This is a genomic window from Pseudomonas entomophila (assembly GCF_029193575.1).
Lineage (GTDB): Bacteria > Pseudomonadota > Gammaproteobacteria > Pseudomonadales > Pseudomonadaceae > Aquipseudomonas > Aquipseudomonas entomophila_G.
The window spans coordinates 405,140-426,523 of record NZ_JARGCS010000012.1 but is presented as its reverse complement, the minus strand read 5'-3'; the positions used below and the strand labels follow the sequence as shown (position 1 = coordinate 426,523).

General features: G+C 66.0%; 18 protein-coding genes. 10 read left to right on the top strand and 8 right to left on the bottom strand.

All coding sequences use genetic code 11. The features are described 5' to 3' along the window. Window positions 1–68: 68 nt before the first annotated feature. Window positions 69–1,511, bottom strand: coding sequence for a PTS system trehalose-specific EIIBC component (gene treP / locus P0Y43_RS06685; RefSeq protein ID WP_275636503.1), 1,443 nt, complete (start codon window positions 1,509–1,511; stop codon window positions 69–71). Between the two features lie 203 nt (window positions 1,512–1,714). Between treP and treR the strand changes: the two genes are divergently transcribed. Beyond that, window positions 1,715–2,419, top strand: a complete 705-nt coding sequence (gene treR / locus P0Y43_RS06680) for a trehalose operon repressor (RefSeq protein WP_275636502.1) — start codon at window positions 1,715–1,717, stop codon at window positions 2,417–2,419. Between the two features lie 71 nt (window positions 2,420–2,490). Here the strand turns inward: treR and guaA are convergent, their stop codons facing one another. From guaA to P0Y43_RS06660, 4 genes are all read right to left on the bottom strand, one after another. Then, entirely contained in the window at window positions 2,491–4,068 is a 1,578-nt protein-coding gene (gene guaA / locus P0Y43_RS06675) for a glutamine-hydrolyzing GMP synthase (RefSeq protein WP_275636501.1), read from the bottom strand. A 78-nt stretch (window positions 4,069–4,146) separates the two neighbouring features. Beyond that, the gene (guaB, locus tag P0Y43_RS06670; RefSeq protein ID WP_275636500.1) at window positions 4,147–5,616 is read right to left on the bottom strand and encodes an IMP dehydrogenase; all 1,470 of its coding nucleotides are present in this window, start codon (window positions 5,614–5,616) and stop codon (window positions 4,147–4,149) included. A gap of 126 nt (window positions 5,617–5,742) precedes the next feature. Further along, on the bottom strand, window positions 5,743–6,303 hold the full coding sequence (locus P0Y43_RS06665) for a sugar ABC transporter ATPase (protein ID WP_275636499.1): 561 nt from the start codon (window positions 6,301–6,303) through the stop codon (window positions 5,743–5,745). Window positions 6,304–6,353: 50 nt separating this feature from the next. Beyond that, window positions 6,354–7,109: a sulfite exporter TauE/SafE family protein gene (locus P0Y43_RS06660; RefSeq protein ID WP_275636498.1), complete on the bottom strand. Its 756-nt coding sequence runs from the start codon at window positions 7,107–7,109 to the stop codon at window positions 6,354–6,356. A gap of 103 nt (window positions 7,110–7,212) precedes the next feature. On the opposite strand from P0Y43_RS06660, the gene P0Y43_RS06655 reads away from it, so the two are divergent. The 9 genes from P0Y43_RS06655 to P0Y43_RS06615 all read left to right on the top strand — a co-directional run bounded on the left by P0Y43_RS06655 (window position 7,213) and on the right by P0Y43_RS06615 (window position 18,365). Further along, window positions 7,213–8,091, top strand: a complete 879-nt coding sequence (locus P0Y43_RS06655; RefSeq protein WP_275636497.1) for a LysR family transcriptional regulator — start codon at window positions 7,213–7,215, stop codon at window positions 8,089–8,091. A 45-nt stretch (window positions 8,092–8,136) separates the two neighbouring features. Next, entirely contained in the window at window positions 8,137–9,516 is a 1,380-nt protein-coding gene (gene xseA, locus P0Y43_RS06650; protein WP_275636496.1) for an exodeoxyribonuclease VII large subunit, read from the top strand. A 3-nt stretch (window positions 9,517–9,519) separates the two neighbouring features. Further along, window positions 9,520–10,347 (top strand): M23 family metallopeptidase, encoded by an 828-nt coding sequence (locus P0Y43_RS06645; RefSeq protein WP_275636495.1) that lies wholly within the window; start codon window positions 9,520–9,522, stop codon window positions 10,345–10,347. A gap of 342 nt (window positions 10,348–10,689) precedes the next feature. After that, on the top strand, window positions 10,690–12,363 hold the full coding sequence (gene leuA, locus P0Y43_RS06640) for a 2-isopropylmalate synthase (RefSeq protein ID WP_275636494.1): 1,674 nt from the start codon (window positions 10,690–10,692) through the stop codon (window positions 12,361–12,363). Window positions 12,364–12,566: 203 nt separating this feature from the next. After that, window positions 12,567–13,871, top strand: a complete 1,305-nt coding sequence (locus tag P0Y43_RS06635) for a hypothetical protein (protein WP_275636493.1) — start codon at window positions 12,567–12,569, stop codon at window positions 13,869–13,871. Then, window positions 13,868–15,010, top strand: a complete 1,143-nt coding sequence (locus P0Y43_RS06630) for a merozoite surface protein 3b (protein WP_275636492.1) — start codon at window positions 13,868–13,870, stop codon at window positions 15,008–15,010. Before P0Y43_RS06635 ends, P0Y43_RS06630 begins: the two co-directional genes overlap by 4 nt. Then, window positions 15,007–15,564, top strand: a complete 558-nt coding sequence (locus P0Y43_RS06625) for a DUF6384 family protein (protein WP_275636491.1) — start codon at window positions 15,007–15,009, stop codon at window positions 15,562–15,564. Before P0Y43_RS06630 ends, P0Y43_RS06625 begins: the two co-directional genes overlap by 4 nt. Before the next feature lie 10 nt (window positions 15,565–15,574). Continuing rightward, window positions 15,575–17,005 (top strand): DUF6384 family protein, encoded by a 1,431-nt coding sequence (locus P0Y43_RS06620; RefSeq protein ID WP_275636490.1) that lies wholly within the window; start codon window positions 15,575–15,577, stop codon window positions 17,003–17,005. Window positions 17,006–17,009: 4 nt separating this feature from the next. Continuing rightward, window positions 17,010–18,365 carry a hypothetical protein gene (locus P0Y43_RS06615; protein ID WP_275636489.1) on the top strand — a complete coding sequence of 452 codons (1,356 nt, stop codon included), beginning with the start codon at window positions 17,010–17,012 and terminating at the stop codon, window positions 18,363–18,365. Window positions 18,366–18,489: 124 nt separating this feature from the next. Here the strand turns inward: P0Y43_RS06615 and P0Y43_RS06610 are convergent, their stop codons facing one another. Genes P0Y43_RS06610 through zwf form a run of 3 tightly spaced genes read right to left on the bottom strand, consistent with a single transcriptional unit; the run spans window position 18,490 to window position 21,351 of the window. After that, window positions 18,490–19,164 (bottom strand): bifunctional 4-hydroxy-2-oxoglutarate aldolase/2-dehydro-3-deoxy-phosphogluconate aldolase, encoded by a 675-nt coding sequence (locus P0Y43_RS06610; RefSeq protein WP_275636488.1) that lies wholly within the window; start codon window positions 19,162–19,164, stop codon window positions 18,490–18,492. A 17-nt stretch (window positions 19,165–19,181) separates the two neighbouring features. Then, on the bottom strand, window positions 19,182–19,895 hold the full coding sequence (pgl, locus tag P0Y43_RS06605) for a 6-phosphogluconolactonase (RefSeq protein ID WP_275636487.1): 714 nt from the start codon (window positions 19,893–19,895) through the stop codon (window positions 19,182–19,184). After that, window positions 19,882–21,351: a glucose-6-phosphate dehydrogenase gene (gene zwf / locus P0Y43_RS06600; protein WP_275636486.1), complete on the bottom strand. Its 1,470-nt coding sequence runs from the start codon at window positions 21,349–21,351 to the stop codon at window positions 19,882–19,884. The genes pgl and zwf overlap by 14 nt, the downstream gene beginning before the upstream one ends. Window positions 21,352–21,384: the final 33 nt, after the last annotated feature.

Here is a 21,384-nt window from a genome sequence, read left to right as displayed (position 1 = left end):
GGGTGTTGTGGGCCGGGCCGGCGCCCGTGGGCGCCGGCCTGGCTTGGGTTACGAGAGGCTGCGCGGGGTCAGGCGACGCGGTAGCCGGGGCGGACGATCTTCATGCTCAGCGCGCAGGTCAGAACGAACGGCACCAGCAGCGCCACGGCCATGCCGACGATGAACACCGGGATGTGCTGGGGGATGATCGAGATGAACCCGGGCAACCCGCCCACGCCGATGGCCGAGGCCTGCACCTTGTTCAGCGACAGCACGATGCTGCCCAGCGCCGAGCCCAGCAGCGCCGCGTAGAACGGGAACTTGAAGCGCAGGTTGACGCCGAACATCGCCGGTTCCGTGATACCGAAGTAGGCGGAAATCGCCGAGGTCGAGGCCATGCTGCGGTCACGCGCGTTGCGGCTGGTGTAGAACACCCCCAGCGCCGCACTGCCCTGGGCCAGGTTGGACATGACGATCATCGGCCAGATGAACGTGCCTCCATGGGTGGCGATCAGTTGCAGGTCCACGGCCAGGAACATGTGGTGCATGCCGGTGATCACCAGCGGCGCGTACAGCAGGCCGAAGATCATGCCGCCAAGCACTGGCGCGAGGTCGAACAGGGTGACCACGCCTTCGGTGATGAGGATGCCCAGGTGGCGGGTCACCGGGCCGATGATCGCCAGGGCCAGCACGCCGGTGACGACGATGGTGGTGATCGGCACGACCAGCAACTGGATGGCGTTCGGCACCCGTGCGCGCAGCCATTTCTCGATCACGCTCATGACGTAGGCCGCCAGCAGGATCGGCAGGATCTGCCCCTGGTAACCGACCTTCTCGATCTGGAACCAGCCGAGGATGTCGAAGTACGGCAGGTGCTGGCCGTCGAGGCCGGCCACCGCCTTGCCGTAGTTCCAGGCGTTGAGCAGGTCGGGGTGGACCAGCATCAGCCCGAGCACGATACCGAGGATCTCGCTGCCGCCGAAGCGCTTGGCCGCCGACCAGCCGACCAACGCCGGCAGGAACACGAACGAGGTGTTGGCCATCAGGTTGATCAGGCTCCACAAGCCGTCGAGGTCCGGGTAGGCCTCCAGCAAGGTTTTGCCCTCGATGAACATGCCCTTGGCGCCCATCAGGTTGTTCACGCCCATCAGCAGGCCGGCGATGATCAACGCCGGCAGAATCGGCATGAACACATCGGAAAACACCCGTACCAGGCGCTGGATGGGGTTGGCCTTGTCGCCGCCGGTCTTCTTCACATCGGCGATGGTCGAGGCCGCCAGGCCGGTCTCCTGGCGCAGGGCGGCGTACACCCGCTCCACCTCGCCCGGGCCGATGACGATTTGCAACAGCCCACCGTTGAAGAACGCGCCCTTGACCAGGTCGACCTGGTTCAAGGCACCGCGCTCGACCCGGTTGGGGTCTTTCAAGGACAGGCGCAGACGGGTCACGCAATGGGCAGCTTGCTCGAGGTTATCGCTGCCGCCGAGGCTTTGCAGGATCTCGCGGGCGATCTTGGGGTAGTCGTGGCTCATGCTTGTTCTTCCACTGGGGATTCTTGTTATGCATTGTCTTGGCAGCACGCCGAGGACAAAAATAACTCGTACAGACGAGTTAAAGCAACAACTCGTCTGTACGAGTTGCAAAAATTTATGCGCGCGCCCCTCGTCGATGGACAAACCCCCGCCACTGGCACTATGGTTCCGGGCTCGAATGCACAAGCGCCGCAGAGCCCCTAATGAGTAAATACAACCAGATCTACAACGATCTGCTTGCCAGCATCACCACTGAACGCCTGGAGCGCGGCACCCGCCTGCCGTCGGAAACCGAGTTGATGGAGGCCTACCAGGCCAGCCGCGGCACCGTGCGCAAGGCCATCGAGCAATTGCAGGAGCGCGGCTTCGCGCAGAAGGTCCACGGCAAAGGCACCTTCGTGCTGTCACCCAACCCCATCGAGTTCCAGCTGGGCGGCATCGTCAGCTTCCACGAAACCCACGAGGGCCTGGGCGATGACGTGCGCACCGAGATGGTCGAGCTGACCCAGTTTCCACTGGCCGGGGCGCTGCTGCAGCACATCGAGGCCGAGCCCGGCAGCCTGATCACGCGGATCAAGCGGGTGCGGCGCATTGATGGCAAGCGGGTGATCCTCGACATCAACCACTTCGTCGCCGACCTGATCCCGGGACTGGACCAGGCGATCGCCGAGCAGTCGATCTACGCCTACATCGAGCAGACCCTGCAACTGCAGATCAGCTACGCGCGGCGCACCATCGAGGCCGTGCCACGCGGCAAGGACGACAAGGCGCATTTGGACCTGGACGGGCAAAGCCATGTGATCGTGGTGAGCAACCAGACGTTCCTGCAGGATGGGCGGCAGTTCGAGTACACCGAGTCGCGACATACGCTGGACAAGTTCTACTTCTCGGACATTGCGCGGCGCTAAGCCACGCCCAGTGCCGTAGCCGGTAAGGACGCAAGCAAAAAGGGCGCCTTGCGGCGCCCTCTTGGTTCAACTCACTCCCACTCGATGGTGGCAGGCGGCTTGCTCGACACGTCGTAGGTCACCCGCGAGATGCCTTCGATCTCGTTGATGATACGGCCGCTGACGGTCTCCAGCAGCTCGTAGGGCAGGTGTGCCCAGCGCGCGGTCATGAAGTCCACGGTCTCGACGGCGCGCAGCGCGACGACCCAGGCATAGCGACGGCCATCGCCGACCACGCCGACCGATTTCACCGGCTGGAACACCACGAACGCCTGGCTGGTCTTGTGGTACCAGTCGGCCTTGCGCAGTTCTTCGATGAAGATGTGGTCGGCGCGACGCAGCAGGTCGGCGTACTCCTTCTTCACCTCGCCGAGGATACGCACGCCCAGGCCCGGGCCCGGGAACGGGTGGCGGTAGACCATGTCGTAGGGCAGGCCCAGCTCCAGGCCGATCTTGCGCACTTCGTCCTTGAACAGTTCACGCAGCGGCTCGACCAGCTTGAGGTTCATCTCCTCCGGCAGGCCACCGACGTTGTGGTGCGACTTGATCACGTGGGCCTTGCCGCTCTTGGCACCGGCCGACTCGATCACGTCCGGGTAGATGGTGCCCTGGGCGAGGAACTGGATGTTCTCCAGCTTGCTGGCTTCGGCATCGAACACGTCGATGAAGGTGCGACCGATGATCTTGCGCTTCTTCTCCGGGTCGGCTTCGCCTTCCAGGTTGCCGAGGAACTGGGCCTCGGCGTCGGCGCGGATCACCTTGACGCCCATGTTCTCCTTGAACATGGCCATCACCTGGTCGCCCTCGTGCAGGCGCAGCAGGCCGTTGTCGACGAACACGCAGGTCAGTTGGTCGCCGATGGCGCGGTGCAGCAGCGCGGCAACCACAGAAGAATCGACGCCGCCGGACAGGCCGAGCAGGACGTTGGCCGAACCCACTTGCTCACGCACCTGGGCGATGGCGTCTTCGACGATGTTGGACGGGGTCCACAGGGCTTCGCAGCCGCAGATGTCCTGGATGAAGCGCGAGAGGATGCGACCACCCTGCTTGGTGTGGGTCACTTCCGGGTGGAACTGCACGCCGTAGTAGCCGCGGGCGTCGTCGAACATGCCAGCGATCGGGCAGCTCGGGGTGCTGGCCAGCACGTGGAAGTCGCCCGGCATCTGGGTGACCTTGTCACCGTGGCTCATCCACACGTCCAGGCCCAGCACGCCGTCATCGTCGACGTGGTCTTCGATGCCGTCGAGCAGGCGGCTCTTGCCGACCACATCGACGCGGGCGTAGCCGAACTCGCGCAGCTCGGAACCTTCGACCTTGCCGCCCATCTGTTCGGCCATGGTCTGCATGCCGTAGCAGATGCCCAGCACCGGCACCTTCAGGTCGAACACCGCCTGCGGCGCGCGCGGGCTGTTGGCTTCGTGGACCGACTCGGGGCCACCGGCCAGGATGATGCCGCGCGGGTTGAAGGCGCGGATCGCTTCATCGTCCATGTCGAACGGGTGCAGTTCGCAGTACACGCCAATCTCGCGCACACGGCGGGCGATCAGCTGGGTGTACTGGGAACCGAAATCGAGGATCAGGATTCGGTGAGCGTGAATATCGAGGGCCATGACTCAATCTCGTCAGTGGAAATCGGAAACGACGCGGGGCTGTTCGTGACAGCCCCGCTCTCGGTTATTGCTGAAGCCTCAACCTACGCGGTAGTTCGGGGCTTCCTTGGTGATCTGCACGTCATGCACGTGGGACTCGGCCATGCCGGCACCGGTGATGCGCACGAACTCCGGCTTGGTGCGCATCTCGTCGATGGTCGCGCTGCCGGTGTAGCCCATGGAGGACCGCAGGCCGCCCATCAGCTGGTGGATGATCGCCGCCAGGGCGCCCTTGTACGGCACGCGGCCTTCGATGCCTTCCGGCACCAGCTTCTCGGCACCGGCGGAGGAATCCTGGAAGTAGCGGTCGGAGGAGCCTTGCGCCTGCGCCATGGCACCCAGCGAGCCCATGCCACGGTAGGCCTTGTAGGAGCGGCCCTGGAACAGCTCGACCTCGCCTGGCGCCTCTTCGGTGCCGGCGAACATCGAACCCATCATCACGCAGGAGGCGCCCGCGACGATGGCCTTGGACAGGTCGCCGGAGAAGCGGATGCCGCCGTCGGCGATCAGAGGCACGCCCGTGCCTTCCAGTGCGGCGGCGACGTTGGCGATGGCGCTGATCTGCGGCACGCCGACACCGGCGACGATGCGGGTGGTGCAGATCGAGCCTGGGCCGATGCCGACCTTGACCGCGTCGGCGCCGGCTTCAGCCAGGGCCTTGGCGGCGGCGCCGGTGGCGATGTTGCCGCCGATCACCTGCACCTGCGGGTAGTTTTCCTTGACCCAGCGCACGCGGTCGATCACGCCCTTGGAGTGGCCGTGGGCGGTGTCGACCACCACCACGTCGACGCCAGCGGCGACCAGGGCGGCAACACGCTCGCCGGTGTCCTTGCCGGTGCCGACGGCGGCGCCGACGCGCAGGCGACCCTGGTCGTCCTTGCTGGCCAGCGGGTAGGCCTTGGCCTTTTCGATGTCCTTGACGGTCATCATGCCCTTGAGGGCGAACTTGTCGTCGACGATCAGGACTTTTTCCAGGCGGTGCTTGTGCAGCAGCTCGCGGACTTCGTTCTTGTCGGCGCCTTCGCGCACGGTGACCAGGCGCTCTTTGGGCGTCATCACGTCGCGCACCTTGGCTTCCAGGCGGCTTTCGAAGCGCACGTCACGGGAAGTGACGATACCGACCAGGTCGCCGTTCTCCAGCACTGGAACACCGGAGATGTTGTTCAGGCGGGTCAGTTCGAACAGGTCGCGCACGGTGGCGTCGGCATCGATGGTGATCGGGTCCTTGACCACGCCGGCCTCGAACTTCTTGACCTTGCGCACTTCGCCGGCCTGCTGCTCGATGGTCATGTTCTTGTGGATGATGCCGATGCCGCCTTCCTGGGCCATGGCGATGGCCAGGCGCGCTTCGGTCACGGTATCCATGGCGGCGGAAACCAGCGGAATGTTCAGCTCGATGCCACGAGTCAAACGGGTCTTGAGACTGACTTCATTGGGCAGTACCTCGGAATAACCAGGTACAAGGAGGATATCGTCGAAGGTCAGGGCTTCTTGGCTGATACGCAGCATCGCGGGGGCTCCCGGGCGGGAAAAATGGAAGCGCGCCATTATACTCATCCGCGGGCCGCCGCTCAATGCGATTTAAGCCGCAAGTTACGAGCGGCAAGCCAACGCCCCCGCTCGCTGTTTTTCTACTCAAGGCTTGCCGCTGACTTTAACCTGCACCACCGCCACCGGCTGGTCCAGCCAATCGGCGAAACTGTCGAGGAAGGCCTGGGTGAAGCCTGCCTCGCCCCAGTTGTTGAAGATGAACCCGAGGTTGGAAAACGCGCAGGGCTGCAAATAGAGAAAACCGTTGATGTCGTCCTCGAAGCCGCACAGCGGGCAGGTAAAGTTGTCGCTCACACCCGGCATCCACTCCTCCAGGCTCTCGAACAAGGGCTCACCGACCTCGCGCCGACACTCCGGGCAGCCAGCTTCTTCGAGAAAACCGTCGGTAGGCGTGTAGATGCAGCGCTTGAGCATCACTTCCAGGCCATTGACCGGTTCGCCGAGCGGCAGTTTCTCGGGATGCAGCGCCACCTTGCGTGCGCCTTCGGCCAAGGCGTGGCCCATGCGGTTGCCGGTGCGCCCGCAGGTGGTCAGTTGTTCCTCGACGACTTTCTCGCGCACCAGCCAGCGCAGGATCGCGCGCGCGCGGGCTTCGTGCACCGGCACGGTGGACAACTTGGGGACGATGATGCTCTGGGTGTTCATGAACGTGACAGGCCTGAGAACTGCGGTAATCGCGCAATTCTAGCGCCTGCTCAGCCGCCCAGGTAGCGACCGATCAATGCCAGGCCGCTGGCCAGCACCAGCCAGGTGACCACCCTGACGAACGCTTCGCGCGACAGTTTCAGGGTCAGCCGCCGCCCCAGCCACAGGCCGGCGAACATCACCGGCAGCAGGCAGGCGGCAAGCAGCAGCAAGTGGGTATCGGCATAGACCCCGGCAATCAGGAACAGCGACAGGCGCACCACCGTGCTGCAACTGATCAACGCGCTCTGGGTCGCCCGCGCCTGCTCCTTGGACGCCAGCCGCGCGTTGAGGTAGATCGCATAGAGAAAGCCGCCACTGCCGAACAGCGCGCCGAACAGCCCGCCCACCGTGCCCATCGGCAACGCCCAGGCGCCGGACAAGCGTGCCGGGCGCACCTTCACCGCCAGGCTATAGAGCGCATACCCGGTGACGAACAGCCCCATCAGCAACAACAGCAGGTCGGACTTGAGCCTTAGCAGAAACACCCCCCCCAGCGTGCAGCCCAGCGCCATGCAGGGCAGTAGCCGCAGCAACTCGCCACGCACCACCTGGCGCCGCGCCGGCAACCAGTTGCCGAACGCGGCGACGAAGTCCAGCAGCACCAGCAAGGGGATGATCCGCGACAGCGGCATGAAGTGGATCAGCACCGGCCCGGCCACCAAAGCGGTACCGAAGCCGGCGATGCCGAAGACCACGTAGGCCATGCCGACACCAAGCAGGATGGGCAGCCAATCGAGGCCGGTGAAGGGCAATTGAGCAAGCATGGCGGGCTTCCTGAGGGACACACGACAAGGTTAGCCAGCCCGCAGCCATGCCGACTAATATGCAATTTCGCCATTAGCTATCTCGAAAAGGCATACGAAGCCCATGACCTCCCTTCGCCAGTTGCGCTATTTCGTGGAAATCGCCGAGAGCGGTAGCTTCAGCGCCGCCGCCGAACGCCTGTACATCGCACAGTCGGCGCTGAGCCGCCAGGTCAAGGAACTTGAGCTGCAACTGGGCACCGCGCTGTTCGAACGCACCGCCCGCCAACCGCGCCTGACCGCCGCAGGGCTGGCCTTTCTCGACCGCGCGCGGCAGCTGCTGGCCGACCTGGAAAAGGCCGAACGCCTGGCCCGCGAAGTCGGCCAGGGTTTGCGCGGCAGCCTGCGACTGAACCACTCCAGCACCGTGCCGCTGACCGGCCGACTGCTCGAATGCCTGGGCGGTTACCTGGCGGCCAACCCCAGGGTGTCGCTGGAAATCGCCCAGCAGTCCTCCGAGGCGCAGTTACAGGACATCGCCGAGGGTCGCCTGGACATCGGCCTGTTGCGCCTGCCAGTGCTGCGCCAGCATGAAGGCGTTGAATTGCACGCGCTGTTCGAGGAACCCCTGTTGCTGGCCGTGGCCGCCGACCACCCGCTGGCAGGCGCGGCCAGCGTGGGGCTGGAGCGCTTGCGTGACGAACCGTTCATCTCCATTCCCCACCGCCAGCGTGGCGGGCTGAGCTACCTGTCGGCGTCGCTGTGCATGAAGGCCGGGTTCTTTCCCCGCCCGGCGCAGGTGGTGTCGCGCAAGACCACGCAGTTGCAGTTGATCCAGGCGGGGTTCGGCGTGGCGTTGTTGCCCGAGTGCATGCGTGATATCGCGCCGGCGTCGGTGAAGTTCATTGCACTGTCCGACGCTGGCGACAGCACCGTGGCACTGGCCTGCCGACGCGATGATGGGGAGATGGTGCGGCAGTTCGTGGCGGCGATGCAGGGCTGAGCGCCCCGAATGCAATCCTGCACCACCTCCTTTATGATGCCCGCCATGATCAGAGACCCTTTCGAACGACTCGGCCTGGACCGCGAGGTCCTCACCGTCAGCCAGCTCAACGGCCGCGCCCGCGTGCTGCTCGAAGACGTGTTCCGCAGCGTCTGGGTGGAAGGCGAGATTTCCAACCTCGCCCGCCCGGCCTCCGGCCACCTCTACTTCACCCTCAAGGACAGCGGCGCCCAGGTGCGCTGCGCGCTGTTCCGCCAGAACGCCGCGCGCGTGCGCCAGGCGCTGCGCGACGGTCTGGCGGTGCGGGTACGCGGCAAGGTCTCGCTGTTCGAGGGGCGCGGCGACTACCAACTGATCGTCGATACCGTCGAACCCGCGGGCGATGGCGCCCTGCGCCTGGCCTTCGAGGCGCTGAAGGAAAAACTCGGCGCCGAAGGCCTGTTCAGTGCCGAGCGCAAGCGCCCGCTGCCGGCTCACCCGCAGCGCATCGGCATCATCACTTCGCCCACCGGCGCGGTGATCCGCGACATCATCAGCGTGTTCCGCCGCCGCGCGCCGCAGGTCGAACTCAACCTGATCCCCACCGCCGTGCAGGGCCGCGAGGCCATCGGGCAGATCGTGCGCGCCCTGCGACTGGCCGACAGCCGCGGCTTCGATGCGCTGATCCTGGCCCGTGGCGGCGGCTCGCTGGAAGACCTCTGGTGCTTCAACGAAGAAGCCGTGGCGCGTGCCGTGGCCGCCTGCGTGACGCCCATCGTCAGCGCGGTGGGCCATGAAACCGACGTGTCGATCAGCGACTTCGTCGCCGACGTGCGCGCGCCAACCCCCTCGGCCGCCGCCGAACTGCTGGCCCCCGACAACAGTGGCCTGCAGCAACGCCTCGACAGCCTGCAACGGCGCCTGTTGCTGCGCATGCAGAACCGCCTGAGCCACGACCGCCTGCGCCTGGACGGCCTGGCCCGGCGCCTGCGCCACCCCGGTGAACGCCTGCGCCAGCAAGCCCAGCGCCTGGATGACCTGGACATGCGCCTGCGCCGCGCCTTCCTGTTGAACATGCGCCAACGCCACGAGCGCCTCGGCCGCCTGGACACGCGCCTGGCCGCGCAGCATCCGGGCCGCACGCTGAAGCTGCTCGGCCAGCGCCTGGACAGCCTCGCCGAGCGCCTGCCACGGGCCATGCGCGAAGTGCTCAAGGACCGCCGCCAGCGCTTCCAGGCGCAGTTGCAGACTTTGCAGGTGGTGAGCCCGCTGGCGACCCTGGCGCGCGGCTACAGCATCCTCCTCGACGAGCGCGGCCAGGCCATCCGCAGCGCCGCCCAGACCCGCAACGGCCAGCGCCTGACCGCACGCCTGAACGAAGGCGAGTTGCAGGTGAGGGTCGAGGACAACCACCAGACCCCCGTCACCCTTTCACTCCTGGACTGACACATGCCCCGCCTGCTCGCGCCCCTGTTCGCCCTCTCCTGCCTGCTGCTGGCCAGCGCCGCCCAGGCCAGCTACATCACCCGCGCGCTGAACAAGCCGGTGCCAGGCGGCGTCGCCGTGGTCGACCTCGGCCCCGCCGCCAGCGCCCCGAGCGCCCGTTTCGACGGCAAGCCGGTGCTCGTGGTCAAGGAGCAGGACACCTGGCTGGCCATCGTCGGCCTGCCGCTGACCCAGAAACCCGGCACCGCCACGCTCACCCAGGGCGGGCGCAACCTGCCGTTCAGCGTGGGCAGCAAAAAGTACCCCGAGCAGCGCATCACCCTGAAGAACAAGCGCCAGGTCAACCCCGAACCCGCCGACCTCAAGCGCATCGACCGCGAGTTGGCCGAGCAGGTCAAGGCCTACCGCAGTTTCAGCCCGAACGTGCCGAGCAACCTGATACTCGACAAGCCGGTCAGCGGCCCGCTCTCGAGCAAGTTCGGCGTGCGCCGCTTCTTCAACGGCGAGGAACGCAACCCCCACGCCGGCCTGGACTTCGCCGTGCCCGCCGGCACGCCGATCAAGACCCCGGCCAACGGCAAGGTGATCCTGGTGGGCGACTACTTCTTCAACGGCCAGACCGTGTTCGTCGACCATGGCCAGGGCTTCATCAGCATGTTCTGCCATATGTCGAAGATCGACGTGAAACCGGGGCAGGTGCTGCGCCGCGGCGAGGTGGTCGGGCGGGTTGGCTCGACCGGCCGGGCGACCGGGCCGCACATGCACTGGAACGTCAGCCTGAACGATGCGCGGGTGGACCCGGCGATCTTCATCGGGGCGTTCCAGCCCTGATTCACAGGGGCCCCCTCGCGGGGCCAGCCCACCCGCCACCATTTGCGCCTCATCAAAATCTCGCGCAAGCAACCTCATGCTTTCCTTAAAAGCCAGCGATTAAATCTCGCATTACCTGTTTTTTTAAGCATTCCTCTCAATTTTTTCCCAGCGCTTGCCATCCCTCACCCCACTGGTTAGGGTTGAGGGCATGAAAACCTTCACCACCCTCATCCTGCTCCGTCAACACCGCAGCCTTTGCCTGGTCAGTGCACGACTACCCGGGTAAACCGCGTCGCCTCGCCTCTTCATCTCGTTATCGCCGGCAGGCCCGATCAGGCCGCACATGAAAGGATTGCTCCAATGACCATGCTCAAAGACCCGTCGAAGAAGTACCGCGCGTTCCCGACCATCGACCTGCCCGACCGCACCTGGCCGTCGAAGACCATCACCCAGGCGCCGATCTGGTGCAGCTCCGACCTGCGTGATGGCAACCAGTCGCTGATCGAACCGATGGACTCGGCGAAGAAGCTGCGCTTCTGGCAGACCCTGGTGCAGGTAGGCGTGAAGGAAATCGAAGCGGCGTTCCCGTCCGCCTCGCAGACCGACTTCGATTTCGTGCGCACCCTGATCGAAGACGGCCACATCCCCGACGACACCACCATCCAGGTGCTCACCCAGGCCCGCGAAGACCTGATCGCGCGCACCTTCGAATCCCTGCGCGGCGCCAAGAAGGCGATCGTGCACCTGTACAACGCCACCTGCCCGTCGTTCCGCCGCATCGTCTTCAACCAGGACAAGCAGGGCGTCAAGGACATCGCAGTCAATGCCGCCAAGCTGTTCGTCAAGTACGCCGCCCAGCAGCCGAACACCCAGTGGACCTTCCAGTACTCGCCCGAAACCTTCAGCGCCACTGAGTTGGAGTTCGCCAAGGAAGTCTGCGACGCGGTGATCGAGGTGTGGAACCCGACGCCTGAACACAAGATCATCCTCAACCTGCCGGCCACCGTGGAAGTCGCCACGCCGAACATCTACGCCGACCAGATCGAGTGGTTCTGCCGCAACGTCAACCGCCGCGACAGCGTGATCATCAGCCTGCACACCCACAACGACCGTGGCACCGGCATCGCCGCCACCGAACTGGGCCTGATGGCCGGCGCCGACCGTGCCGAAGGCTGCCTGTTCGGCAACGGCGAGCGCACCGGCAACGTCGACCTGGTGACCCTGGCACTGAACCTCTACACCCAGGGCATCGACCCTGAGCTGGACTTCTCCGATATCGACGGCGTGCGCAAGGTCGTCGAAGAATGCAACCAGTTGCCGGTGCACCCGCGTCACCCGTACGTCGGCGACCTGGTCCACACCGCATTCTCCGGCTCGCACCAGGATGCCATCCGCAAGGGCTTCTCCCAGCAGAAGGACGACACCCTGTGGGAAGTGCCGTACCTGCCAATCGACCCGGCCGACATCGGCCGCAGCTACGAGGCGGTCATCCGCGTCAACAGCCAGTCCGGCAAGGGCGGTATCACCTACCTGCTGGAGCAGGAATACGGCATCAGCCTGCCGCGCCGCATGCAGATCGAATTCAGCCAGGTGGTGCAGGGTGAAACCGACCGCCTGGGCCTGGAAATGACCGCCCAGCAGATCTACAGCCTGCTGCACAAGGAATACCTGCAGGCCAATGCCCCGTACGCGCTGGTCAGCCATCGCCTGCAGGAAGAAAACGGCAACAGCCGCGTGGAAGTGGAAGTCTCCGGTGAGGGCGAAACCACCCTGCACTGGCGCGGCAAGGGCAACGGCGCCCTGGAAGCGCTGGTCGATGGTCTGCCGGTAGCCGTGGAGATCATGGACTACAACGAGCACGCCATCGGCGCCGGCACCAACGCCAAGGCAGCGGCCTACATCGAGCTGCGCGTGGCCGGTGGCCGCCCGGTGCACGGCGTGGGCATCGACGAGAACATCACCACCGCCAGCTTCAAGGCGCTGTTCAGCGCACTGAACCGCTCGCTGAGCCAGCAGGCGGCCAAAGCGGCCTAAGCAACGCGCTCGCTGAAAACCCGCATCCTCGGATGCGGGTTTTTTATTGCCCGGAGAAAGCCCTGGGTCGCCACACGCAGCCATCACTTTGCCTTCAATGCTGGTTATACTGCCGGCTTCCACCGCTTCGATCACGGATGACGGCCAGTGGACCCGTCCGTCACCGTCTAGACACCGCCCTACGGACACTGGAAGCCGCACCCATGACCCCCGGTAACATCGCCGCGCTCGTCGAAGACAACGCCCGTGATTACCTGCGCCACCTCACCCGCGAGCAGCGCAACAGCTCGCAGCTGCATGGCCAGCACCTGGCCCTGCAAGCCCGTATCCTCTGCGCGCTCTACGACATCGCCGACGACGCCTTCGAAGCCGGGCAAATCCGCCAGATCCTCGAACAGCGCCAGGCCCGCGAGGCCCAGGGCTTCGCCCGCCTGGACGCGTTGAATGGCGAGTTCGACACGGCCCTCAAGGCCTACCGCGACGACCAGGCCAGGCAAGTCGCCGAGCACCGCAGCGCGCTCGACGAACAGCATGAACAGCCCGACATGCGCCAGTGCCACCAAGCCCTGCAAGAGGCCCAGGAGCGCCGCGCGGCGATCGCCGGGGAACACGAACTGCTGCTGGGCGAATGCATGAGCAAGCTTGCCGTCTACGACCAGCACCCGCTCTACGCCTACCTGCGCAAGCACCAGTACGGCGCCAGCGACTACACGCGCAACACCCTGTGGCAGCGAATGGACGCGTGGCTGGCACGCCAGTGCAACTATCTGGCGAACCAGCAGAATGAACAACTGCTGCGGGCCATGCTGGTACAGGACGCCGCGCGCCTGGCCGAGCACGACGCGCAAGTCGCGACCCTCGCGCAACGCCTGGCCGACCTGCGCAAGCGTGCCCTGCCCGCGCGCGGCCAGGCATCCGCAGGCGCGCAGGACGACGTGCTGGCCAATCGCATCGTCACCCTCTGCAGCGAGGGCAGCACGGCGCTTCGTGACATCGAACGCCTCGAGACCTGCGCCGACGACGATAGCGAGGACGCCCTGCGCTGGCTGCGCTTCGAACTCAAGACCCCGACCCTGACCCAGGCCCTCGCCCAATGGGCGGCCATCGGCGCACACCAGGCCACCCGCTACCAGCAGGAACTCGACAGCCTGCGCCAACGCCTGGACGAAGCCAGCCAGCGCGTCGAACAGGCAAGGCGCCTGCTCGAACAAGCCACCACGCTGGAAGTGGAGCTGCGCCGGACATTGCACGACCAGCAGCGCTGCGCCAGCGGCTGCAACTGCCCTTGCCACGTTCGCCCGCTCGAGGGCCTGTGCGCCTGCCAACTGCGCTACCCGCTCGATGACCGCTACGCCGACACCCTGGACTATCGCCAGCTGATCGCCGATTTCATGAATGCACGCTTGCCGCTGGCCAGCCTGGTCACCACACTCCAGGCCCAGCGCCTGGACAACGGCACCGCGCGCGCCCCCCTTTCCGACCGCCCACTCATGCAAGGACACCCATGAGCCAATATCTCGAACGCGCCCTCGACGGCCTGCGCAAGCTCGGCATCACCTTCGGTCAACCGGCCCAGCAAGCGCCCGTGATGGTGCTGCTGGACAAGGTCGCGCACTACGACAACAACCGCGTCACCGGCATCGCCGCGGTGCTGCAACAGGCCACCGTGTTCAACCAGACCGTGCGCGAGCAGATCGCCGGCATGGACATTTCCAACCGCTACCTGGACGTCACCGAAAGCTTCACCTCGATCCGTGAAGACGCCGCGGCCATGGCCTCGTGGATGGACGACGGTCGCCTGGACACCCTCGAGCGCCTCAAGCTGGCCTGGATGAACATGCGCCGTGGCTCGATCCCCAGCCGCTTCGCGGACATCCGCAAGCACTACCTGGACGTGTGCAAGGCCGCCAGCGACCAGATCACCCGCGAGAGCCTGATCCTGGAGTCGTACATGGACTTCCGCCTGGCCATGAAGACCGCCGAGGTCGATGCCCAGGAAGTACTGGCCAGCGCCAGCCTCGCCCTGCAGCAGCGCACCCAGGCGCTGGACGCGGCGAACGCCAAGGTCGCCACCCCCGAGGCCCTGGAGCCGGCGCAGCGCGCGGCCCTGGAACTGGCGCGCGACGAAGCCGTGCGCGCCCTGCAGAGCGAAGACAAGAGCTACCAGATCATCAAGGACATCGCCGACGACCTGCGCGTGGGCTACAACACCGCCGAGATGGTCTTCGCCCGCATCAGCCAGGTGCACGTGGTCAAGGAGCGCCAGTACCAGCGCATGGTGTCGTTCTTCTCCACCAACGAAGTGGTGCTGACCAGCCTGGCCGTGTCGTTCACCGCCAACCAGGGCATGGCCGAAGCCACCCACACCCTCAACGCCACCACTGACGGCATCAGCAAGGGCCTGGAAGCGCTGGGCGAGATCGGCAACCAGCAGCTCGGCGCCGCGGTCAAGGCCAGCTACGGCTCGACCATCCGCGTCGACTCGGTGCGCGCCCTGGCCCAGGCCACCCTGGACTTCCAGAACGACATGAAGGGCCTGACCGACACCTACCGCGCCGAGTCCACCAAGGCCGCCCAGGAAATCGCCAGCGCGGTCGAAGACGCCAAGCGTGCCTTCTCGGCGCTGCTGACCAAGGCCGCGCAATGACCGCAGGCCCGCTCTCCGAGCAAATGGGCGCGCTGGCCTGCGTCGACGCCCTGCGCCGCGAGCGCCGGCAGGTTCAGGAACATCTGGACCTGCCCCAGCGCCGCGCCGACGTGGCCGCGCGGATCCGCGAGTACTACCGCAGCCAGGGCATCCCCTGCGACGACACCACGGTCGAGGAAGGCGTGCAGCTGTTCTTCGCCCAGCGCCTGGCGTTCGAAGCACCGACGCTGCCCTGGCGCACGCGGCTGCTGGCGGGCCTGTCGATCCGCCGCAACGGGCTGGCCTGGGGGCTGGTGTGGATCGCGCTGCTCGGTGGCGTCATGCTCGCGGTGAACCTGCGCCAGCCGGCCACGCCCGCGCAGCCGGAACCAGCGGCCGCGGTCAGCGGCGACAAGGTCCAGCAGGGGAAACAGGCCAGAGGACGTGTCGACGACCCGGTCATCGGCAGCAAGGACGCCTACAGCCTGAACCACCACTTCGACGGGCACATGCTCGTGGGTGGCGGCTACGACAACCCGGCTGAAAACAGCCAGCAAATCACCGCCCGCTTCTGATGGACCGCCAATGACCATTTCGCTTGCCGAACAGATGGGGGCCATGGGCCTCGTCGACGAACTGCGCCATCGCGAGATGGCGTTGCAGGAACACCTCGACCTGCCTCGGCGCCGCGCCGAAGTGGCCGAGCGTATCCGCACCTATTACCAGAACCAGGGCATCGCCTACGACGACGCGCTGATCGACCAGGGCGTGCGCGCGTTCTTCGCCCAGCGCCTGGTGTTCGAAGCGCCTACCCTGGGCTTCAAGGACCGCGTGCTGAGCAAACTGGTCCTGGCCCGGCGCGCCCTGCTCACCTTGGCCGGCGCTGCGCTGATGATCTTCACCTTCAAGCAGTGCTCCGCCGGTCTGGGAGACAGTATTCAGACCTCCGACGCGGGCCTGCGCGCCGACCGGCTGGCCCAGGCCGACAGCGCCCTGCACAGCCAACTCGTCGAACAGCACCAACGCCTGGCCGGCCTGCGCGCACGCCTGCAACGCCAACCTGAGCCCGCCGTGGCGGCGCTGGTGACGCAGATCGAGCAGGTGCTGCCGGCGCAGGCCCTGCGCTTCGTCATCGACCGCCCCGAACTCATCACCCGCGACAACCGCGACCAGGTAGCGGCCCAGGTCAAGCAGGCCCAGGCTGGCCTGGACAAGGCCCAGCAGGCACTGGCCGCGAGCCAGGCGCTGTTCACCACGGCGGACGGCGTGTATCAGTTGCGCGATCGCTTCACCGCCCTGCGTCAGTCGCCTGGCTTCCTGGCGACACGAGAGCACTTTGACAGCATTGTTGAGCAGGCCTTGGAAGCCGACCGCCAACTGGCGCTGGTACGCACCGATGCCGACCTGCAAGCCGTCGGCAGCCTGCTCGATGCCCTGGAGCAGCGCATCGAGTCATCGCGCAGCAACGTCATGGTCATCGAACGCCAACAACAGTTGCTGCAACGCCTTAAGGCCATGCCGCTGGCCGCAGCGGAGCGCCAGCAACTGATGGTGTTCGCCAACCAGGCCGTCGAGGCCATCGCCCAGCAACGCTGGGAGGCCGTGGCAGTGCCGCTCGACCAACTGCAACGCTACCTGGACTTCGCCGCTCGCGCCCTGACGCTGGAGCTGGTCGACCGCCCCGGAGTCAAGTCCGGGGTCGAGCGTTGCTACGAGCCTTCCGGGTGCGCTGAAAACAGCGAACAGGGCAAGAGTTGGTACCTGGTGGTCGAAGCGCTGGACGCCAGCGGCCAAGCGGTGGCGGTGCCGGTCGCCAGCGTCGAGGACGGTGACCAGCGCTGGGCCACCGCGTTCGGCGTGCGCGTCAGCCGCGCCGAGTACCTCAAAGTGCGCCAGGACAAGCTCGACGATGGCCACATCGGCCAGCGCCGCATCGGCAGCAAACCGGCCAACGCCCTGGGCTTGCGCTTCAGCGCGCGGACCAGCGGCAACCCCGACATGATCACGGACTGGTGACCCCATGACCCCAAGCAGCCTCATCGCCAGCGTCGAACAACTCTCGCGCACCACCGAGCAGGTGCTGCGTCAGGCCGAGCGCGACCTGTGCAGCGGGACCGAGCAGGAGGTCCAGCTCGAATACCAGATCGCCAGCACCCTCAGTGCGATCGCCAGCCTGCAACTGGAACACAACCCGTCGCTGGACCAGGACACTGCGCAGCAGATGCAAGCACGCGAGCAGGCCCAGCAGCGCCTGCGCGACGACCTGGCGATGATCGAGCAGCGCATTGCCGACACGCTGCGCCAGCAGCACGACCTGCGCGCCCGGCTCGACAACCTCGACGAACAGGCGCTGGACAGCCTCGACCAGGACCCGGCGTTCTGCCAGCTCGCCGAGCAACTGCACAAAGCCCGCGAAGAGCAGCACACAGCGCTGACGGCCTACGAGGAAATCCGCGACGAGTGCGCGGCCAAGCTGCCCGCCTTCTGGGCCAACCCGCTGTACCGCTTCCTGAAGATCCGCGACTACGGGACCGAGCGCTACACCGGTCGGCACCTGCGGCGCTGGACGGACGACTACCTCGCCCGGCTGGTGGGCTTTCGTGCCAACCACGCTAACGAGCAGATCCTCCTGGCGATGCAGGCGCGCAACGAGACCCAGCAGCAAACCCGGGCTGACGCACTGGCGCAGTTGGAGGAACGGCATCGTCAGCAGGTCGACAGCGCCCGCGAGGCCGCCGGCATGCAGCCGCTGCAAGCCGAGGACCAGGCCCTTGGCCAGAAGGTGAAGGCCGACAAGGCCCAGGCCAACACGCTGCATGGCCAATTGGCCGAGTTCACCGAGCGCCGCGACCCGCAGTTCAAACGCATTGCCGAGCGCCTCGCCGAACGCCTCAAGGCCCGCCCCCTGGAAGCGCTGCTGCGCGAAGCCGAAAGCACGCCTGACACCCGTGACGATGCGCTGGTGAAGGACCTGCAACGCCTGCAAACGACCCGGCGCCAGTTGCGACAGCGCATCGAGCAGTTGCATCGCCAGCACGACGCGGCCCGCACCGAGCACGAACGCGCCAAGGCTGCCGAGCGCGCCCTGCGCGACGAAGCGTACCGGGGCAGCCGGCAGACCTATCAACTGGCCCTGCCGCTGCCGCAGGTGCTGGACAACTACATGCGTGGCGAACTGAGCCTGGAGATGCTGGCGATGCTCGTGCAGACCGCGCGGGTCGATGCGCCGCCACCGTCACCGTCGCGCCAGACCACCGGCAGTTGGACGACGACCACCACGACCAGTTGGACTGTCAGCAACAGCAGCGGGGGTGGTGGGTTCTCGACCAGCAAAAGCTCGGGCGGAGGCGGGTTCCGTACCACCGACAGTTTCTAAGCGGCATTTCTGGCTGTTAGGCCCTATCGCGGGGCAAGCAAACCCAACGCAAAACCTCCAGGCAAAAAAAAGGGGCGCCGACCAAGCGCCCCGTAAGCCGTGCAGCACACAACGAAATTCGCAATCAGTCCAGCAGCGCCATGGCCTCCGCGCTGCACGCCTCGATCCGCCCCCAGTCGCCGTTCTTGATCCAGCTGCTGTCGAGCATCCAGGTACCACCCACGCACATCACATTCGGCAAGGCCATGTAGTTGCGCACGTTGGCCGGGTTCACCCCGCCAGTGGGGCAGAAGCGGATATCACCGAACGGGCCGCCATAAGCCTTGATCGCCGCCACGCCACCGCTGATTTCCGCCGGGAACAGCTTGAAGCGGCGATACCCCAACGCGTAGCCCATCATGATCTCCGACGGCGTGCTGATCCCCGGCAGCAGGGGAATGTCGCTGCGCACGCCGGCTTCGAGGATCTCGCGGGTGATGCCCGGGGTCACCACGAACTGCGCGCCCGCGGCCTCGACCGCCGCATACATTTCAGGGTCGAGCACGGTGCCGGCGCCGATGCACAGCTCCGGACGCTGTTCGCGCAACACCTGGATGGCCTTCAAGCCGTGCGCCGAACGCAGGGTCACTTCCAGGGTGCGGATGCCACCGGCGGCCAAGGCGTCGGCCAGCGGCAGGATGTCTTCCTCACGGGCGATGGTGATCACCGGCAGGATGCGCGCCTTGTCGCAGATCGCGTCGATCCGGGCGGCTTTCTCCGCCATGGAGAGCAAAGGTTGTGGGCGTTCAAGCGTGGTCATGACAGTGGATCCTTGGCTCATGGGCACCAGTAGATGTCCAGGGGGTCGTGAAGAAAGGCGCGAATCGGCATTTCCGTCAGGTCGTCGGCCGCCAGCGCGGCGCGCAGGGTAGCGAGTTTGCCCGGGCCTTGCACCGCCAAGGCGATGAAGCCGGCACTGGCGAGCAGCGAGCGGGTCATCGACAGGCGCTGGCGCGGCACGCTCGGCGCCAGCAATGGCAGGCAACGGCGTGGGCTGCGTGGGTCCAGGCCTTGGTCGAGGTTGGGGCTGGACGGGAACAACGAGGCGGTGTGCCCGTCGTCGCCCATGCCCAATACCAGCACATCGATCGGCGGCAACTCGGCCAAGGCCCGGTCGGCCAGCTCGGCGGCCGCCTCAAGGTTCGCGGCGTTGTGGTACAGGCCGAGGAAACGGGCCTTGGCAGCGTGATGCTTGAACAGGTGACGGGCCAGCAGGCCGGCGTTGCTGTCGGCATGCTCCAGCGGCACCCAGCGCTCGTCGGCCAGGCTGACGATGACCTTCGACCAGTCCAGCGCCTGGCTGGACAACTGCTCGAGGAACGGCACCGGGCTGCGCCCGCCCGACAGCACCAGGCAGGCCTGGCCCTTGGCGGCGATGGCCGTGCGCAGGCGTTCGGCCACGTCATGCGCCAGGGTCGCTGCCAGGGCCTTGCCGTCGGCCAGCTCATGGGCCTTCACGCTGCCCGGCAGTTGCAGTTCAGATATCGCCATACCATGCCCTCCCGTCGCGGGTGATCAGTGCAATCGAGCTCATTGGGCCCCAGGACCCGGCCGCATAAGGCTTGGGCGCATCGCCGGCGTTCTTCCAGCCAGCGATCAGCTGGTCGCACCAGGCCCAGGCGTACTCGATCTCGTCTTTGCGCACGAACAGGTTCTGGTTGCCGCGCATCACTTCCAGCAGCAAGCGCTCGTAGGCATCCGGAATCCGCGCGCTGCGCCAGGTGTCGGAAAAATTCAGTTGCAGCGGGCCACTGCGCAGTTGCATGCCCTTGTCCAGGCCCTGCTCCTTGGTCATCACCCGCAGCGAGATGCCTTCGTCCGGTTGCAGGCGGATGATCAGCTTGTTGCCGATCTGCAAACGCTGTTCCGGGGCGAAGATGTAGTGCGGGGTTTCCTTGAAGTGGATGACGATCTGCGACAGTTTCTGCGGCATGCGCTTGCCGGTGCGCAGGTAGAACGGCACGCCCGACCAGCGCCAGTTGCGAATGTCGGCACGCAGGGCGACGAAGGTCTCGGTGTCGCTCTGGGCGTTGGCGTTGTCTTCCTCCAGGTAGCCCGGCACCGGGTTGCCGTCGCTGTAGCCGGCGATGTACTGGCCGCGCACCACGCGGGTGCTCAGGCCCTCGCCGGTGATCGGCGCCAGCGCCTTGAGCACTTTGACCTTCTCGTCGCGGATGCTGTCGGCGGACAGGTCGCTCGGCGGGTCCATGGCGATCAGGCACAGCAGCTGCAACAGGTGGTTCTGGATCATGTCGCGCAGCTGGCCGGCCTTGTCGAAGTAGCCCCAGCGGCCTTCGATGCCGACCTTCTCGGCGACGGTGATCTCCACGTGGGAGATGGAGTTCTGGTTCCACTGGGTTTCGAACAGGCTGTTGGCGAAACGCAGGGCGATGAGGTTCTGCACCGTCTCCTTGCCCAGGTAATGGTCGATGCGGTAAACGCGATTCTCGGGGAAGAACCGCGCCACCGCGTCGTTGACCCGGCGCGAAGACTCCAGGTCATGGCCGATGGGCTTCTCCAGCACCACGCGGGTGCGCGCAGCCAGGCCGACCTTGTCGAGGTTCTCGCAGATGCCGCCGTACACCGCCGCCGCCGTGGCGAAATAGGCGATCAGCGGCAGCCCTTCACCGGCGTGCTCGGCCAGGGCTTGGTAGCCGTCGGCGTCGAGGAAGTCCAGGTGCAGGTAGTTCAGGCGGGCGAGGAAGCGTTGCAGGGCCTGGGCGTCGATGTCCGCAGCGGGCACGAAGCGGCGCAACTGCGCTTCGATGTGCGCCAGGTGTTGCTCGGCGCTGCCAGGCTCACGGGCCAGGGCCAGCAGGCGGGTGTCGGCGTGCAGCAGGCCGGCACGGTCGAGTTCGTAGAGGGCAGGAAACAGCTTGCGCAATGCCAGGTCGCCGAGGGCGCCGAACAGGGCAAAGGTACAAGGTTCGAGACTGATCGCAGCCATGATGTTGGTTCTTTTATTAAAGTTGGCTAAGGA

What these genes read in the sequence shown, in the direction of transcription:
- P0Y43_RS06625 (WP_275636491.1), top strand. Translation starts at nt 15,007, where the DNA reads ATGACCGCAGGCCCGCTCTCCGAGCAAATGGGCGCGCTGGCCTGCGTC.
- treR (WP_275636502.1), top strand. Translation starts at nt 1,715, where the DNA reads ATGAGTAAATACAACCAGATCTACAACGATCTGCTTGCCAGCATCACC.
- treP (WP_275636503.1), bottom strand. Translation starts at nt 1,511, where the DNA reads ATGAGCCACGACTACCCCAAGATCGCCCGCGAGATCCTGCAAAGCCTC.
- P0Y43_RS06665 (WP_275636499.1), bottom strand. Translation starts at nt 6,303, where the DNA reads ATGAACACCCAGAGCATCATCGTCCCCAAGTTGTCCACCGTGCCGGTG.
- P0Y43_RS06615 (WP_275636489.1), top strand. Translation starts at nt 17,010, where the DNA reads ATGACCCCAAGCAGCCTCATCGCCAGCGTCGAACAACTCTCGCGCACC.
- leuA (WP_275636494.1), top strand. Translation starts at nt 10,690, where the DNA reads ATGACCATGCTCAAAGACCCGTCGAAGAAGTACCGCGCGTTCCCGACC.
- P0Y43_RS06655 (WP_275636497.1), top strand. Translation starts at nt 7,213, where the DNA reads ATGACCTCCCTTCGCCAGTTGCGCTATTTCGTGGAAATCGCCGAGAGC.
- P0Y43_RS06645 (WP_275636495.1), top strand. Translation starts at nt 9,520, where the DNA reads ATGCCCCGCCTGCTCGCGCCCCTGTTCGCCCTCTCCTGCCTGCTGCTG.
- guaA (WP_275636501.1), bottom strand. Translation starts at nt 4,068, where the DNA reads ATGGCCCTCGATATTCACGCTCACCGAATCCTGATCCTCGATTTCGGT.
- zwf (WP_275636486.1), bottom strand. Translation starts at nt 21,351, where the DNA reads ATGGCTGCGATCAGTCTCGAACCTTGTACCTTTGCCCTGTTCGGCGCC.
- pgl (WP_275636487.1), bottom strand. Translation starts at nt 19,895, where the DNA reads ATGGCGATATCTGAACTGCAACTGCCGGGCAGCGTGAAGGCCCATGAG.
- P0Y43_RS06610 (WP_275636488.1), bottom strand. Translation starts at nt 19,164, where the DNA reads ATGACCACGCTTGAACGCCCACAACCTTTGCTCTCCATGGCGGAGAAA.
- xseA (WP_275636496.1), top strand. Translation starts at nt 8,137, where the DNA reads ATGATCAGAGACCCTTTCGAACGACTCGGCCTGGACCGCGAGGTCCTC.
- P0Y43_RS06635 (WP_275636493.1), top strand. Translation starts at nt 12,567, where the DNA reads ATGACCCCCGGTAACATCGCCGCGCTCGTCGAAGACAACGCCCGTGAT.
- P0Y43_RS06660 (WP_275636498.1), bottom strand. Translation starts at nt 7,109, where the DNA reads ATGCTTGCTCAATTGCCCTTCACCGGCCTCGATTGGCTGCCCATCCTG.
- P0Y43_RS06620 (WP_275636490.1), top strand. Translation starts at nt 15,575, where the DNA reads ATGACCATTTCGCTTGCCGAACAGATGGGGGCCATGGGCCTCGTCGAC.
- P0Y43_RS06630 (WP_275636492.1), top strand. Translation starts at nt 13,868, where the DNA reads ATGAGCCAATATCTCGAACGCGCCCTCGACGGCCTGCGCAAGCTCGGC.
- guaB (WP_275636500.1), bottom strand. Translation starts at nt 5,616, where the DNA reads ATGCTGCGTATCAGCCAAGAAGCCCTGACCTTCGACGATATCCTCCTT.